The 15,240-nt window shown below is 44.5% G+C and carries 16 protein-coding genes; 1 reads left to right on the forward strand and 15 read right to left on the reverse strand.

All coding sequences use genetic code 11. The annotated features are described in order from the left end of the window. Positions 1-33: 33 nt before the first annotated feature. The 11 genes from argH to sppA form a co-directional block, all read right to left on the reverse strand. Complete coding sequence (gene argH / locus ACZ07B_RS05990) at positions 34-1,419, reverse strand: argininosuccinate lyase (RefSeq protein WP_217003000.1); 1,386 nt, start codon at positions 1,417-1,419, stop codon at positions 34-36. Then, positions 1,416-2,627, reverse strand: a complete 1,212-nt coding sequence (locus ACZ07B_RS05995) for an argininosuccinate synthase (RefSeq protein WP_003229357.1) — start codon at positions 2,625-2,627, stop codon at positions 1,416-1,418. The genes argH and ACZ07B_RS05995 overlap by 4 nt, the downstream gene beginning before the upstream one ends. Before the next feature lie 170 nt (positions 2,628-2,797). Further along, a complete protein-coding gene (locus ACZ07B_RS06000) occupies positions 2,798-3,310 on the reverse strand; it encodes a MogA/MoaB family molybdenum cofactor biosynthesis protein (protein ID WP_003229354.1) in 513 nt (170 codons plus the stop codon). A gap of 84 nt (positions 3,311-3,394) precedes the next feature. Then, entirely contained in the window at positions 3,395-4,582 is a 1,188-nt protein-coding gene (locus ACZ07B_RS06005) for an acetate kinase (protein WP_003223511.1), read from the reverse strand. Between the two features lie 172 nt (positions 4,583-4,754). Continuing rightward, a complete protein-coding gene (locus ACZ07B_RS06010) occupies positions 4,755-4,958 on the reverse strand; it encodes a hypothetical protein (RefSeq protein ID WP_119899691.1) in 204 nt (67 codons plus the stop codon). Continuing rightward, positions 4,930-5,919 (reverse strand): class I SAM-dependent methyltransferase, encoded by a 990-nt coding sequence (locus tag ACZ07B_RS06015; RefSeq protein ID WP_134156579.1) that lies wholly within the window; start codon positions 5,917-5,919, stop codon positions 4,930-4,932. The genes ACZ07B_RS06010 and ACZ07B_RS06015 overlap by 29 nt, the downstream gene beginning before the upstream one ends. A gap of 60 nt (positions 5,920-5,979) precedes the next feature. Beyond that, positions 5,980-6,483 carry a thiol peroxidase gene (gene tpx / locus ACZ07B_RS06020; RefSeq protein ID WP_003223506.1) on the reverse strand — a complete coding sequence of 168 codons (504 nt, stop codon included), beginning with the start codon at positions 6,481-6,483 and terminating at the stop codon, positions 5,980-5,982. Positions 6,484-6,592: 109 nt separating this feature from the next. Continuing rightward, entirely contained in the window at positions 6,593-7,048 is a 456-nt protein-coding gene (ytfJ, locus tag ACZ07B_RS06025; protein ID WP_003223504.1) for a GerW family sporulation protein, read from the reverse strand. 13 nt (positions 7,049-7,061) lie between these two features. Then, on the reverse strand, positions 7,062-7,742 hold the full coding sequence (locus ACZ07B_RS06030; RefSeq protein WP_004399127.1) for a DUF2953 domain-containing protein: 681 nt from the start codon (positions 7,740-7,742) through the stop codon (positions 7,062-7,064). A 74-nt stretch (positions 7,743-7,816) separates the two neighbouring features. After that, entirely contained in the window at positions 7,817-8,311 is a 495-nt protein-coding gene (locus ACZ07B_RS06035) for an RDD family protein (protein WP_014477652.1), read from the reverse strand. A gap of 12 nt (positions 8,312-8,323) precedes the next feature. Further along, positions 8,324-9,331, reverse strand: a complete 1,008-nt coding sequence (sppA, locus tag ACZ07B_RS06040) for a signal peptide peptidase SppA (protein ID WP_217019401.1) — start codon at positions 9,329-9,331, stop codon at positions 8,324-8,326. Between the two features lie 185 nt (positions 9,332-9,516). On the opposite strand from sppA, the gene ACZ07B_RS06045 reads away from it, so the two are divergent. Continuing rightward, positions 9,517-10,320 (forward strand): NAD kinase, encoded by an 804-nt coding sequence (locus ACZ07B_RS06045; RefSeq protein ID WP_014480556.1) that lies wholly within the window; start codon positions 9,517-9,519, stop codon positions 10,318-10,320. Positions 10,321-10,351: 31 nt separating this feature from the next. On the opposite strand, the gene ACZ07B_RS06050 is transcribed toward ACZ07B_RS06045, so the two are convergent. The 4 genes from ACZ07B_RS06050 to thiI all read right to left on the reverse strand — a co-directional run bounded on the left by ACZ07B_RS06050 (position 10,352) and on the right by thiI (position 15,237). After that, the gene (locus tag ACZ07B_RS06050) at positions 10,352-11,941 is read right to left on the reverse strand and encodes an amidohydrolase (RefSeq protein ID WP_464877001.1); all 1,590 of its coding nucleotides are present in this window, start codon (positions 11,939-11,941) and stop codon (positions 10,352-10,354) included. A gap of 19 nt (positions 11,942-11,960) precedes the next feature. Further along, positions 11,961-13,550, reverse strand: coding sequence for an acyl-CoA synthetase MbcS (gene mbcS / locus ACZ07B_RS06055; RefSeq protein WP_015714519.1), 1,590 nt, complete (start codon positions 13,548-13,550; stop codon positions 11,961-11,963). Positions 13,551-13,728: 178 nt separating this feature from the next. After that, the gene (gene sspA, locus ACZ07B_RS06060) at positions 13,729-13,938 is read right to left on the reverse strand and encodes an alpha type acid-soluble spore protein SspA (protein ID WP_003223491.1); all 210 of its coding nucleotides are present in this window, start codon (positions 13,936-13,938) and stop codon (positions 13,729-13,731) included. A 93-nt stretch (positions 13,939-14,031) separates the two neighbouring features. Further along, positions 14,032-15,237, reverse strand: a complete 1,206-nt coding sequence (thiI, locus tag ACZ07B_RS06065) for a tRNA uracil 4-sulfurtransferase ThiI (RefSeq protein ID WP_128993287.1) — start codon at positions 15,235-15,237, stop codon at positions 14,032-14,034. Positions 15,238-15,240: the final 3 nt, after the last annotated feature.

Consider the following 15,240-nt stretch of genomic DNA (forward strand, 5'->3'; position numbering starts at 1 on the left):
TGGCTATAATGACGGGATTTTATGAAGGAAATTTTAACAAACTCCTGCTGCCACGCAAGCTTTCGCTTTTTCAAGCGCCTGTTCCACCTGTTTGAATCCGGTGCCCCCGGCGCTCATTCTTTTTTCAACTGCGTAGTAAGGGTCTAACACAGTGTAAATATCTTCTTCGAATAGTGTGCTCGCCTGCTGAAACTCGCCAAACGGCATATCGCTTAAATAGATCCCTCTTTCGATGCATGTGTACACAAGTTTCCCGACCACTTCATGCGCTTCTCTGAACGGCATTCCTTTTTTAGCTAAATAATCGGCCAGTTCCGTCGCGTTTGAAAAGTCTTGTTTTGTTGCTTGCTTCATGACGTCTTTGTTTACAGTCATTGTTTGGATCATGCCTGTGAAGATTTGCAGGCTGCCCTCCACCGTTTTCACCGTGTCAAACATGCCCTCTTTGTCTTCCTGCAGATCTTTGTTGTAAGCGAGCGGAAGTCCTTTCATGATCGTAAACAGACCCATCATATCGCCGTATACGCGCCCTGTTTTGCCGCGGATCAGCTCCGCCATATCAGGGTTTTTCTTTTGCGGCATCATGCTGCTTCCTGTTGCGTACGTATCGTCAAGCTCGATGAATTTAAACTCCTGCGAGCACCATAAAATGATTTCTTCAGCGAGACGGGATAGGTGCATCATCAGCATACTGCTGTTGCTTAAAAACTCCAAAATGAAGTCTCTGTCGCTGACGCCGTCCAAGCTGTTTTCATAAATGGAATCAAAGCCGAGCTGTTCTGCTGAATAATCACGGTCAATTGGGAAGGTTGTTCCCGCGAGCGCCCCGCAGCCGAGCGGAGATTTGTTAATCCGCTTCATCGAATCCTGAAAACGCTCCTTGTCGCGCTCAAGCATCCAGAAATACGCAAGCAGATGGTGAGCGAATGAAATCGGCTGGGCGCGCTGCAAATGTGTGTAGCCCGGCAGAATCGTTTCAACGTTCGCTTCCGCCTTTTCGATCAGCGCACTTTGGAATGCCTCAATCAGCTCGATGATGTGGCCGACATGATTCTTCAAGTATAAATGCATGTCAGTCGCCACCTGGTCATTCCGGCTTCTGCCGGTATGCAGCTTGCCGCCAAGAGGACCGATTTCGTCAATGAGCATTTTCTCAATATTCAAATGAATATCCTCATAATCGACTGAGAATTCCAATGCTCCCTCGTCTGCTTTTTGCAAAAGGGTATTCAGGCCCTCTCGGATTTTCAACTCTTCTTCTGCTGTCAGAATACCGCATTTTTTCAGCATGGCAGCATGTGCGAGAGACCCTGTAATGTCTTCAGCAACTAAATTTTGGTCAAATGATATGGACGCGCCGAACTCGTCGACCCATTTTTCCGGTGTTTTTTGAAATCGGCCTCCCCAAAGCTTCTTCATGCTTTAATCTGCTCCTTCTTTTTCACGATGCTGTTCACTTTTGTCGGAAGTCCCCAAAGCTCGATAAATCCGATTGCTGCATGGTGATCAAATGCATCGTCTTTTGTATATGTTGCAAGTTTTTCATCATATAGAGAGTATTCCGATTTACGTCCTTCTACAATTGCATGGCCTTTAAACAGCTTCACGCGGACAATGCCTGTGACATGCTTTTGCGTTTCTTTTAAGAAAGCGTGCAGCGCGTCTTTTAACGGTGAGAACCATAAGCCGTTGTAAATGATTTCTGACATTTTTTGCTCGATGATCGGTTTAAAGTGGGCTACCTCTTTCACCAGTGTCAAATCTTCTAATTCTTTATGCGCTTTGATCAGTGTCATCGCACCAGGGCATTCGTATACTTCCCGGGATTTAATGCCAACGAGGCGGTTTTCCACGTGGTCGATACGTCCGACACCGTGCGCGCCCGCCATTTCATTCAGCTTCAAGATCAGCTCAGAAAGCGAGTAGGAAACACCGTCAATGGAGACAGGCACGCCTTGTTCAAATGCAATTTCAATCACTTCCGGCGTGTCCGGCGTTTTTTCCAGCGGAGCTGTTAAATCGTATGCACCTTCTGGCGGCGCCGCCCATGGATCTTCTAAAATACCGCACTCATTGGCGCGTCCCCAGAGGTTTTGGTCGATAGAATACGGGCTGTCAAGATTGATCGGAATCGGAATGCCGCGGCTAGCCGCATATTCAATTTCTTCTTCACGTGACCACTGCCATTCGCGAACCGGCGCGATGACTTCTAGGTCAGGGTTTAATGATTTAATGGAGACTTCGAAACGAACCTGGTCATTTCCTTTCCCTGTGCATCCGTGGGCAATCGCCTGTGCATCTTCTTTTTCCGCAATTTCAACCAGTTTTTTCGCGATCAGCGGTCGAGATAATGCCGAAACAAGCGGGTATTTTCCTTCATACATCGTGTGGGCCTGCAAAGAGATAAGCGCGTAATCCTGTGCAAATTCTTCTTTTGCATCGATCACGTAGGAGTTTGTCGCGCCGACTTCAAGCGCTTTCTGCTGAACAAATGCCAAATCTTTGCCCTCACCGACATCCAGGCAGCAGGCGATTACATTATATCCTTGCTCCTGAAGCCATTTTATTGCGACGGAAGTATCAAGACCTCCTGAGTATGCTAATACGACTTTTTTCTGTTCTGACATGATAAAAATCCCCTCTCAACCGTGTTTCTATTTTGTATAAAAATAAATTATATTTAATAAAAATACATTTTGTATGTATACACTTTAACAAGTACGTTTCGTTTTTTCAAGCCTTTTATAAAAAAAACTTCACCTAAATACTCAGGTGAAGTTTCATAGTATTTATTCATTTACTTGTCTTTTCTGATTTCTCTGACCACATGCGCAAGTTCGGGAATAATCAGCTTATTCATTGCCAGCTTTACTGCGCCGCTTGAGCCTGGCGTTGAGAAAACAGCGGTATGCTGAATGACGCCGGCAGTTGCTCTCGACATGATTGCGGCAGAGCCGATATCCTCTGTATAACTCAGCATCCTGAATATTTCTCCAAAGCCGGGCAGCTCTTTCGAAAACAACGGCGTTATGGCTTCAATAGTGACATCCCGATCTGCTATGCCTGTCCCTCCGTTTAAGAGTACCGCGTCTGTCTGTTCATCCATGCAGCCTGCAAGCACTGACCGCTGCAAAGCATCCTTTTCGTCTTTTACAATTTCATATGCAGCAATATGATGACCGGCTTCTTCTAAAAATGAGATCATCAGCTTGCCGCTTTTATCGGTTTCCTCTGTCCTCGTGTCACTGACAGTAATCACTTTGCACCGAACGATATCGGGAGCTTCTTGTTTATGCTCTTGAACGCTCATTGGCCCACCTCTTTTATGTTTTCTGTCTGTCACTATCATGCATCAACAAAAAAGCACATTCAAGAGAATGTGCTTTCATGCGATTTATTTTGCTAAACGAACAACGTCGCGCGCAATCATGACTTCTTCATCTGTCGGAATGATCATGACTTTTACTGGAGAATGCGGATAGCTGATGAAAGCTTCCTCGCCGCGCACGTTATTAAGCGCAGGATCCCAGTATACGCCCATGAATTCTAAACCGCGAAGAACGCGTTCTCTGACTTCCACACTGTTTTCACCGATACCGGCAGTAAAGATGATCGCATCTACACCGCTCATTCTTGCAGCGTAAGAACCGATGTATTTGTGGATTCTGCTTGCGAATACTTCAAGAGCCGTTTCCGCGCGCTCATTTCCTTCTTTCGTTGCTTCGACGATGTCACGAAGATCGCTTGAGAAACCGGAAATGCCGAGCAGTCCGCTTTTTTTGTTTAATGTATTCAATACTTCGTCAGCCGTTTGGCCTGTTTTCTCCATGATGTATGGAATCAGGGCAGGGTCGATGTTTCCAGAACGTGTACCCATTGCTACACCGGCAAGCGGCGTAAAGCCCATGGATGTGTCAATTGATTTTCCGCCTTCAACAGCCGCAATACTTGCTCCGTTTCCAAGGTGGCAGGAAATCAGGCGCAAGTCTTTTAACGGACGGCCGAGAAGCTCTGCCGCACGCTCAGTTACATATTTATGTGAAGTGCCGTGGAAGCCGTATTTACGGATGCCGAATTTTTCATAGTATTCATACGGCAAGCTGTACAGGTAAGACTGCTCAGGCATTGTTTGGTGGAATGCCGTATCAAATACAGCTACCGCAGGAACATTTGGAAGCACTTCTTTGAACGCTTTAATTCCAACGATATTTGCCGGATTGTGAAGCGGTGCCAATTCAGAAATATCTTCGATTTCCTTAATGGTTTCATCCGTTAATAAAACAGAATCGCTGAATTTTTCTCCGCCGTGAACGACACGATGGCCAATTCCGTCAATTTCATTCAAGTCTTTAATAATGCCGAATTCCGTTAACTTATTCAGCAGCATTTTAACAGCTACCGCATGATCCGGAATATCAGTTACTTCTGTATTTTTTTCGCCGTTCACAGAAATTGTGAATACACTGTCGGCGATACCGATTCGTTCAACTAAACCCTTCGTTAAAACGGTTTCTGAAGGCATTTCGAAAAGCTGAAATTTCAAAGACGAGCTTCCTGCGTTAATTGCAATAATTTTGGACATGATTGACGCTCCTTTATACTCTGTATCAACAACTTCGTTTTTCGTACTTTTTTCCCGGTGAATATCAACATCTTCTCCGAAAAATATCTGACTTTTCCATTTAAACATTGTCATGTCGGCTTTTCAAGTCAACTTGCGTATTGATAACGCTTACAATAAGAAGTCGTTATTTTCAGACACATTCCCTATAGATTTTGTATTGATGAACGCTTACAATTTGCGGTTTTTCCCTCTGTATTTTGTGTTTCAAAGCTGGATTCAATTCGTCAAGTCCGGTCTTCAAAAGCATAAATAAAAGCAGCTTAGGCATCGACCTCATACGGCTGCCTAAGCTGCTTTTAAAACACTTACTTTTCTTTTTTAAACCATTCATCAAATTGAGCCATCATATCAAGCATCGCCTTTTGATTGGAGAAAGACGGAAGATTCGCAAGCAGAATTTGCCCCGGCGCTTTCGTATTCTCTCCTTGTTTCTGAAGCACAAGGATGCTTTTGGCATGAGCTTCGTCTTTAAAAATAGATTTTGGCAGCTGCAACAGTGCGTTGATATGAACCTTATCTTTGAAAAACTGTTTCAGCTTGCCGCTTTGGGAGCTCTCAAACAAATGATTCGGAATCATAAAAAATAAGTAGCCGCCCGGTTTGGTATGCTTGACGCTCTGTTCAATAAACAGATGATGAGCGAAGGAATGGCCTTCGTCAGCTTTAAGCTCAAACGCTTCTGCTCCTTCGTCATTCGGATAATAGCCGACTGGCAGATCACAAATGACCGTGTCAACTGGATCGATAAACAACGGCTCAAGGCTGTCCTGGTGGAAAAGCTCAAGCTCTTTTTTCAGAAGGTTCGCTTGGGCATAGGCGATCTTCAAGAGCACATCATCAATTTCAATGCCAAAGCTGTTTGCCGTTTTTTCAGACAGCTGGTTCAGCACGGTAAACAGAAGGTTCCCAGTTCCCAAGGCTGGATCAAGAATGGTCAATTCCTTTTTGTCCGCCATAAACTTATTCACCAAATAGCTGATGAAAAGCCCGATCGTATCCGGCGTCATTTGTCTGTTTGGATGGGAGATATCTTTCATTCCTTTAAGGACGGCAAGCTGAAAAGCCTTGCGTACCCACTCATGCTCATACTTGCCGAATTCCGCTTTTTCAAGCAGAGCCTGAAGTTGTTTGGTTTTCTGATCAGCAGGCAGTTTCAGCTGATCCGTTTTTTCAAGAAAATACATTTCTCCTGCTTCGGCCAGCGCCTCTATATATGAAATCTGCAATTCATTCTTTATCATAATCGCTGCTTCGTTTAACAGCTCATACACCGCACCTACATGGTCGTTTTGCATATTGTGTTCCTCCTTGCCATGAAAAAAGCTCCGGCGGCAGCCTGGAGCTTTTTTCCCTGCTTACTTCACTAATGCCTTAGCAGCCTCAATTGGCTTTTCATAGTTCGGGTGGTTTGTTGCTTCGCTTACATATTCAGCGTAAACGACTTTTCCATTCTCATCAAGGACAAATACGGAACGCGCAAGCAGACGAAGTTCTTTAATATACACACCGAACGCTTCGCCAAATGACATATCTCTGTGGTCAGACAGTGTTTCCACTTTGTCAATTCCGTTAGCGCCGCACCAGCGCGCTTGCGCGAATGGAAGGTCTGCACTGATTGTGTAGACGTTGACATCTCCAAGCTTTGCAGCTTCTTCGTTAAAACGGCGTGTTTGTGCATCACAAACACCTGTATCAATTGAAGGGATAACAGAAATAATCGTTACCTTTCCTTTCATGTCAGCTAACGATTTTTCTTCAAGGCTGTTAGTCAGCACTGTGAAATCAGGAGCTTGATCTCCTACCTTCACTTCTTGTCCGACAAGTGTAACCGGACCGCCTTTGAATGTAATTTCAGCCATTATAATTCCTCCCTTTTGTATGTATGTCTCTATCATAGTAAAGTTTCCTGCAAACTGCAAAGTTTATGCCAAAAAAAAGTTAACTGCGGCCAGCGCAGTTAACCTTTTTTTAATAATTCATATTGTTCATTTGGTTTTGATTTTGGCCCTGGCCTTGGTTCTTGTTATTTTTCTTGAACATTTGCTGGATGCGTTCGAGTGTTTGAGGGGCTGCGTCTAAAATTTTCTCTATTAAATGGGTATTTTCATCTAAATGAAGCATTCTGATGCCTGTCGATCCGACAATTAAAAACGCGATCGGCGTAATGGACACACCGCCCCCGCTTCCGCCTCCGAAAGGAAGTTTCTGTTCTCTTGTCTCATCGTCTTCCGATTTCTTTTCGGCCGGCTTTCCGCCAAACTCGCTTCCGCCTGCGGCGAATCCGAATCCAACTTTAGAAACAGTTAAAATCACACTTCCATCAGGCGTTTCTACTGGATCTCCGATGATGGTGTTAACATCAATCATTTCCTTCAAGTTTTCCATTGCGGTTTTCATTAAACCTTGGATGGGATGGTCTGCCATATACGCTTCCTCCTTAAACTGATGAATCATTCTTTGAAGTCATTCTAGCCGACGGATTCTTCTTTAATACGGATAGCTCCCGTCCGTATTTGACGAATTTGAAAGCTGCAAGCATAGCATGTCCAAAGCGAAAAAAGAATATACACTGAAAATGGGTCTTGGAAACAGGGACTTGAAACGACGGGATCACCTCATAGACAGGTTTATTCACAAAGTCCAGGTGGTCGTAGAGCATTGCTGCGATACCGCCCTTCACACCCCATACAGCACCTGTTAACACACCTGTCACTGCCGCGTCCTGAATTCCGATTACTGTAACCCATTCTAGTTTTGTGATATGTAAATGCGCGAGAAAAGACGCGCTGATTTTCCGTAGTCTGGTGACCTGATGCAAAAGCATTTCGATTTTATTAATGCTTTGCTGCACATCGTTTTGTGTAATTTTTTTCTTTCCGCTGCTTTTTTTCATTTTGGATTCAGTTTTTTGTTTGATATCCACTGTTCCGTCTTCTTTGTTCACCTTAATCGCCGGGATTGTTTTTTTGATCCTTATAAGGCCAAACAGCGCCGTAATCTTCAAGGTCAATTTGTCATTATCATCGGCATGAAGATACTCCAGCGCGACATGGATTTTCATTCTGAGAAGCAGTACGATCCCTATGAGAATAAGAATGGCTGTCAGTACATACACCATATTCTTCACTTCCTCTAGGAGCATTATCGCCAATTCCTAAAAAAATAAACCCGGACGGAGGTCCGGGTTATCGGTTATTTGCGGTATAATTTTTCATGCACCACGGTGGTATCCGCGATGTAATCATGAATCCCTTGTTTTGTAGGTGAAAAAGCAACAACGATATATAAAATCCAAATCTTATCAATATACCGTCCAACCACTTCACGAAAAATCACTGTACTCCATGTCAGCTTGCTATCTTGCTTCACAGAAACCACTTTGAGGCCGAACACCATTTTACCAAGCGTCTGCCTGAAGTATTTTGTCATTAGTGCGAAATAGGCAAGATACACAATAAGCGTTGTCACACTGTAGGCCGAGAAGGTAAACATGCCGGATGTTTTCGGCAGATCCAATACGGTAAAGAGGGGAGAAACGAGCAAATGGTTTAATCCCCATATCACGAGCCAATCAAGCAGGAAAGCCCAGAAACGAACCCAAAAGCCAGCATAGGCATGTGTCAGCTGCTCCGCTTCTTGCGGGCCTTTGATGTCATTGCGCTCTAACTCTTCATATGTCGCGTCCATTATTGTTCCCTCCTACTTCGCATAGAGATACATCATTCTCGGCGAACCGGATTGCGATAGAATTTCTCTCATATTCAAAAAATCAATTTCACTTTTAAACATTTTGTTCGCACCCATGGAAAACAGTGAGCCTAATCCGAAGCTTTCCTCATAAGAAATGACAGAGGCGTTTTTCAAATCCTTGTGATCCTTTTTCATGGCCGTAATGGTATCGTTATAAAAACCAAGCTCATCAACGAGGTTCAGTTTTTTCGCCTGCCGTCCGTCATACACGCGGCCGTCCGCAATTTTCTTTACCTCTGCTTTCGACATGCCGCGCCCTTTTGAAATGACATCAACAAAGCCTTCATACGAATTATCAACCATCGATTGCATGATGTTTTTTTCTTCTTTCGTCATCTCACGGGAAGGAGACATAATGTCCTTATGGGCCCCGCTCTTAATCGTTTCAAAAGAAATGCCAAGCTTATCGGCAAGCTTTGAATAATTGACGCTTTCCATAATGACGCCGAGTGACCCGGTCAGGGTTTCCGGTGTCGCAAAAATCTTATCAGCCGCTGTTGAGATGTAATAGCCTCCTGATGCTGCCATCGAACCCATTGACACGTAAATCGGTTTTTTAGTTTCTTTCTTGATTTCTTCCAGTTTCTTATGTATTTCAGCACTTTCATACACTCCGCCACCCGGAGAATTCACCTTCAGAACGATACCTTTGACCGCCTTGTCATCTTTTGCGCGCTCAAGGTTTTTTAAGAACGTTCTGTGGTTATATCCGTCTGCACCAAGCAGACTGCTTGAGTCCCCATTATCCTGAATGGTGCCGCTGACCTCTAATACGGCAATTTTACTTGAGAGACTGCCGTTTTCCAGCGTCTTTTCCTGCGATTCATCCGTCAGTGATGTGAGATCCGTTTGAGCGCCTTTGACGCTTTCAAAGAAACTCATAGAGATGCTGACGATAATAGACACGCCGAAAATCCCCAGAGCAATCACTAATGCAATCCATCTTTTTGCATTCATTTTTTCTCCTCCTTTTTCCCAAACTCTCTCATTATACGATTCAATATGAAAAATGTTTCAATTAATGAGAAAGCTCCGGCTTAACGGGCTGCCGGCAAACGTGGTACACTTATGGCCAAAGGTATTTTATCACAAATACTGGATGGCAGAAAAACTTAAATATGACAGCAAAGGGGAAATGGGATATGACCGATCAACGCCGTAATGTTTATTTTTTTCACAAACAGGATCAGGAAACAAACGAACAAGCCCGCTCGTTAACACAATTGGCTGAAGAGCATGGATTTACCGTTGTGAACCAGCACTCAGACGCCAATATTATCGCTAGCATTGGCGGGGACGGCACATTTTTGCAGGCAGTCCGAAAGACAAATTTTCGTGACGACTGCTTGTACGTCGGCATTACCAAAAAGGGGAAAGCTCATTTATATTGCGACTTTCATAGTGATGAGCGAGAAAAAATGGTCGATGCAATGACGTTTGAACAAATTGAAGTCAGAAAATATCCGCTGATTGAAGTGACAGTGGATAACGCTAGTCCTTTTCATTGCCTAAACGAGGTTTCCATCCGTTCAAGCATCATTAAAACCTTTGTGATGGACGTGCTGATTGACGATCTGCACTTTGAAACGTTTAGAGGTGACGGAATGATCATCTCAACGCCTACAGGCAGCACCGCCTATAACAAGTCTGTTGCAGGAGCGGTTGTTGATCCGCTGCTCCCATGCATGCAGGTATCTGAGCTTGCTTCTCTTAACAATAACACCTACCGGACACTCGGCTCGCCATTTGTCCTCAGCTCTGACCGAAAGCTGACCCTTCGTGTGGTGCAGGACGGCAACGAACACCCAATCATCGGCTTGGACAATGAAGCACTCAGCACGAGAAATGTGAAAACGATCGAAATCAAACTGTCTAATAAGAAAATCAAAACAGTCAAACTAAAGGACAATTCATTTTGGGAAAAAGTGAAGCGTACTTTTTTATAGAAAATAAAAGGACAGGCTGCTGCCTGTCCTTTTATGATTTCTCATATACAATCTGGCCGTTAATCACGGTTTTTTTAATCTCTAAAAGATGAAGCTGTGCGGGGTCAATGGCAAACGGATCACCACTGAGAACTGTAAAATCCGCGTCATAGCCTTCCGCAATTTTTCCGCGTGACTTCTCTTTATAAATGATACCGGCGCTACCTTCTGTATAAAGCTTTATCGCTTCATATACAGGTAAACATTCACTTTCATTATAGCTTGGCCCGTTTTGCTCATGACTGCTTTTCCGGAGGACCGCGGACTGGATCCCTAGAAGCGGATCAACAGGCTCAATCGGGGCGTCTGAACCGCCCGCGCATAAAATGCCTTTAGATATGAGGGTTTTCCAGGCAAATGCAGTCTTCATCCGGTCTTTTCCGAGACGGTCAATGACCCACGGAAAGTCGCTTGCAACGAAGTGCGGCTGAAGGTCAAGTGCGATCGGCATGCGTGCTGCTCTCTCGATTAATTCGTTATCAAGCACTTGGGCATGAATAAGCCGATCATGCCGGCCGTTTTTGGGCGGATGCTTTTCTATTGCGTTCAGCACTTTTTCAAAAGCAAGATCGCCGATTGCATGAACAGCAACCTCCATCCCTTTTTCTCTCGCTTTGCGAATGAGCCGGCCAAGGGTTTCGTCATCGTGAACCTGAACACCATTTGTTGATGGATCATCCTGATATGGTTCTTTCAATAAAGCCGTTCTCCCGCCAAGCGCCCCGTCCGCAAAGATTTTCATCGCACCGAACTCCACATAAGGGCCGGACGGCTTATCCAGCTGCTCCCATCGATCGACCGCTTCATGATGAACGAGCAAATGGCAGCGGAACGGATACTTTCCGCCAGCAACAGCTTTCTCATAAGCTTTCAACGGCACCGAAACATCACCATAATAGGACAAGTCTTCCGAATGACCGCCCGTCAGGCCTTTTGTCCAGCAATCCTTTATTGCAGCCGTTAATGCCTCATCAACATAGTGCTGAGAGACTGGCGGGACAGCCTTCAGAATCAAAACCTGCGCCTTATCAAACAGGAGTCCGGACGGCTCTCCATTTGCATCTTTCACGATGACTCCGCCGTCAGGGTCAGGAGTATTTCTTGAAATTCCCGCTGCTTGAAGAGCCGCAGAATTGACAGCTATTGCATGCCGGCATATACGTTTGAGCAAGACGGGCCTGTCTGGAAACAGGCGATCAAGATCATGCTTAGTCAAGTAGTCAGGTGTCTCAAACTGATTTTCATTCCAGCCCTCTCCAATGAGCCAATCGTTTTTAGGAAGCTGCCGCTCTCTTTCCTTCGCAGCCTGTAAAATTGCATCTTTCGACGTCAGTGCGGACAGATCGAGCTGAAGCTGTTTCTCACCGTGGCCGATCAAATGTAGGTGGCTGTCAACAAAACCGGGGAACATCACTGCACCGTTCAGGCTGATTTCTTCTGTTTCCGGTGACCCGTACTTTTCCTTCAAACGTTCATAGCTGCCGGTGCCTTTTATAACACCATCCTCAACATAAACTGCCTCAGTCCGATCGCCTTCTTCGAGCATCGTATAAATGAAACCGCCGTGCCATATCGCCTTCATTCACGTTCACTCTCTTTCTTTACGCCTTTTTATTGGCTTTGAGCTGTTCTTCACGTTTTCTTAATTCCACTCGTCTGATTTTTGCAGAAGCCGTTTTCGGCAGGCTTTCCACAAATTCAATTTCTCTAGGATATTTGTATGGAGCGGTAATCGTCTTCACATGGTTTTGCAGCATTTTGACAAGCTCATCACTGCGTTTTTCATGATTTTGCAGGACAACATATGCCTTTACGATGGAGCCTCTGATTTCATCAGGGCTTGCGACAACAGCACATTCTTTTACTTCTGGGTGCTTAACAAGCGCGTCTTCCACCTCGAAAGGCCCGATTGTATAGCCGGAGCTGATAATAATATCGTCATTTCGGCTTTCAAACCAGAAGTAACCTTCCTCATCTTTTCTTGCTCTGTCTCCCGTTAGGAAATAATCGCCGCGAATTTGTGTTTTCATTCTTTCCGGATCTTTAAAATACTCTTTAAAGAGCGCAGGCGTACTGAGGTGAACAGCGATATCGCCAACCTCACCAGGTTTGCAGATTTCACCGTCTTCATTTATGATCTCCACCTGATTTCCCGGTGTCGGTTTTCCCATGCTTCCCGGTTTAATAGGCGTATCTTTCAAAACACCAACCAAAAGCGTGCTTTCTGTTTGGCCATATCCGTCCCGTACCTTAATGCCAAAGTGCTTTTGGAAAACATCAATGACTTCACGGTTGAGCGGCTCACCTGCGGAAACAGCGCTGTGCAGGGCAGAAAGATCAAAGCGGTCCAAGCCCTCGACCTTCGCCATTAAGCGGTATTCTGTCGGCGTACAGCAGAAAACATTGATTTTGTATCGATTTAAAAGCTCTAGATATTTTTCTGCTTTGAATCTGCCGTGGTACACAAAACCGGTTGCTCCGCTGCCAAGCACCGCTAAAAACGGACTCCATACCCACTTTTGCCAGCCAGGGGCAGCAGTTGCCCAGACGATATCCTTTTCAGAAATGTCAAGCCAAGCGCCGGCAGAAGTTTTTAAATGAGCAAATGCCCATCCATGTGTATGTACAACACCTTTCGGCTGACCTGTTGTCCCGGATGTATAAGATAAGAAAGCCATATCATCTCTTGTTGTGTCAGCTGTTTTAAATTGGCTTCCGTCCGCTTCAATTGATAAGAGGTTTTTCCAGCCGGCATCATTTTCACCAATAGACAGTGTAATCAGTTTGTCAGCCGTACTGACATCCCGGAAAGCGCCAATAAATTCGGAGTAGACGATAGCGCCTTTTACCTCTGCATGTTCAATCCGGTATTCAAGATCTTTTGCGCGAAGCATTTCGGAGCACGGAATAACGACCATTCCTGATTTCAGGATAGCCAAATAAACGGCATAGGCTTCAAGCACCCGCGGAACCATTACAATCAGCTTGTCTCCCTTTTTAAATCCAAGATCAGCTAAGGCCGCTCCGATTTTATTTGTTTCTTCCATCAGCTTTTCATACGACCAAGATTCTTGCTTACCCGACTCGTCCTCCCACAGAAGAGCGGTTTTTTGTCCAGCGGCACTGAACTTTTCCATTTCATTCACTAAATTATATTGCATAGGGGCAATTAAATCTTCACGTTTTAACACGAACAACTCCTCACTTTCTCCACCCATTATACATAAATACAGGCTCTTTCCGTAAGGATATGCCTAAAAGCAACCTCTGTAAACATAGATTTTATAGGCCGCTGGTCCTTTTTTATATGTAAAAAATGAAAAGGAGTGGGGATACCCCCACTCCTAAGCCATTATGTGAAATTGTAAATTAGAATTGTCCTCCGCCCATGTTTTGTTGAGCAAAAGATACAAGACGTTTTGTGATCTCTCCTCCAACAGAACCGTTAGCGCGAGAAGTTGTGTCTGCTCCAAGGTTTACACCGAATTCAGAAGCGATTTCTAATTTCATTTGGTCGATCGCTTGAGCAGCTCCTGGTACTAAAAGGTTGTTGCTGTTACCTGAGTTATTGTTAGCCATGTGTCTCACCTCCTTGTGAGTATAGAATGTGTCAAAACACATGGCTTCATTCAGAAAAACTTTGGTAATTGTATACAGGAGCTGAAAATTAATTTAAAAGAGTTCAGCGAATTTATCGTTAGCTTCTTGTTCGCTATACAGGGTCATTGTCTCAATGTTATCTACCGCTTCTTGAATATACGGCTCGAAATCAACAAAGCTTTCAAAGTGTTCAATTTTCTCTTTTTTAGGGCGTGTTTTCGGGCTTGGCGGTGTAAAGATCGTGCAGCAGTCTTCAAACGGCTGAATGCTTGTCTCATATGTGCCAATTTCCCGTGATTTTTCGATGATTTCTGTTTTGTCCATGGCGATTAATGGACGCAAAATCGGTGTTGACGTCACCGCATTAATTGCATACATGCTTTCAAGCGTTTGGCTCGCTACCTGACCGAGGCTTTCTCCCGTAATAATGGCAAGCCCGTTTCTCTTTTCTCTGATTCTGTCGGCGATCTGAAGCATGAGGCGGCGGGTTGCCGTCATTGTGTAATTTTCAGGAATTTGTTTTTGGATGAGCTCTTGCGTTTTTGTAAATGGAACGATATGAAGTGTCATGCTTCCCCCAAAACGGGACAGACATTTCGCCAGATCCATTACCTTTTGCTTTGCGCGCTCACTCGTGTATGGCGGGCTGAAGAAATGAACAGCTTCTACCGACAGTCCCCGTTTCATCGCATAAAAACCGGCCACAGGGCTGTCAAAACCGCCGGAAAGCATCAGCATCGCTTTTCCTGCTGAACCAACTGGCAGCCCGCCTGCACCTTTTTCATCACGAATTGTCAAAAATGTTGCTTCTTCCCTGATTTCGATTCTGAGCGGGATATCTGGGTTGCGAACATCGACCGTCAATCCTTCTGTATTTCGCAAAATATGGCCGCCGATTTCAGCGTTCATCTGGTTTGTATCTAATTCAAATTGCTTATACGCTCTCTTTGTCGCGACTTTAAACGTATCACCTGGTTTATATTGATCTTTGATAGCCTTTAGTGCGGTTTCCTTAATATCATTAAGGCGGCTGTCACACTTAATTGCCAGACTGAAGCTTTGAATGCCAAACACTTGCCTTAAATGAGGAAAAAGAGCCTCAGGATCCTCTCCATTTAATGTAATCGTCATACGATCTCTGTTGGAAAAGTATTTTAAATTCGGATAGTCTTTCAAAACGAGTCTGATGTTTTGTTTTAAGCGCTCAATAAAGCTTTTTCTGTTTTTGCCTTTGGTCGAAATTTCCCCAAAACGAATTAATATATGATCGTAATTCATGTT

The organism is Bacillus sp. 9.4, assembly GCF_055486415.1.

Excerpts from the sequence above, each read along its gene's own strand:
- argH (WP_217003000.1), bottom strand. The coding sequence starts at position 1,419 with ATGAAGAAGCTTTGGGGAGGCCGATTTCAAAAAACACCGGAAAAATGG.
- ACZ07B_RS05995 (WP_003229357.1), bottom strand. The coding sequence starts at position 2,627 with ATGTCAGAACAGAAAAAAGTCGTATTAGCATACTCAGGAGGTCTTGAT.
- ACZ07B_RS06000 (WP_003229354.1), bottom strand. The coding sequence starts at position 3,310 with ATGAGCGTTCAAGAGCATAAACAAGAAGCTCCCGATATCGTTCGGTGC.
- ACZ07B_RS06005 (WP_003223511.1), bottom strand. The coding sequence starts at position 4,582 with ATGTCCAAAATTATTGCAATTAACGCAGGAAGCTCGTCTTTGAAATTT.
- ACZ07B_RS06015 (WP_134156579.1), bottom strand. The coding sequence starts at position 5,919 with ATGCAAAACGACCATGTAGGTGCGGTGTATGAGCTGTTAAACGAAGCA.
- tpx (WP_003223506.1), bottom strand. The coding sequence starts at position 6,483 with ATGGCTGAAATTACATTCAAAGGCGGTCCGGTTACACTTGTCGGACAA.
- ytfJ (WP_003223504.1), bottom strand. The coding sequence starts at position 7,048 with ATGGCAGACCATCCCATCCAAGGTTTAATGAAAACCGCAATGGAAAAC.
- ACZ07B_RS06030 (WP_004399127.1), bottom strand. The coding sequence starts at position 7,742 with ATGGTGTATGTACTGACAGCCATTCTTATTCTCATAGGGATCGTACTG.
- ACZ07B_RS06035 (WP_014477652.1), bottom strand. The coding sequence starts at position 8,311 with ATGGACGCGACATATGAAGAGTTAGAGCGCAATGACATCAAAGGCCCG.
- sppA (WP_217019401.1), bottom strand. The coding sequence starts at position 9,331 with ATGAATGCAAAAAGATGGATTGCATTAGTGATTGCTCTGGGGATTTTC.
- ACZ07B_RS06045 (WP_014480556.1), top strand. The coding sequence starts at position 9,517 with ATGACCGATCAACGCCGTAATGTTTATTTTTTTCACAAACAGGATCAG.
- ACZ07B_RS06050 (WP_464877001.1), bottom strand. The coding sequence starts at position 11,941 with ATGAAGGCGATATGGCACGGCGGTTTCATTTATACGATGCTCGAAGAA.
- sspA (WP_003223491.1), bottom strand. The coding sequence starts at position 13,938 with ATGGCTAACAATAACTCAGGTAACAGCAACAACCTTTTAGTACCAGGA.
- thiI (WP_128993287.1), bottom strand. The coding sequence starts at position 15,237 with ATGAATTACGATCATATATTAATTCGTTTTGGGGAAATTTCGACCAAA.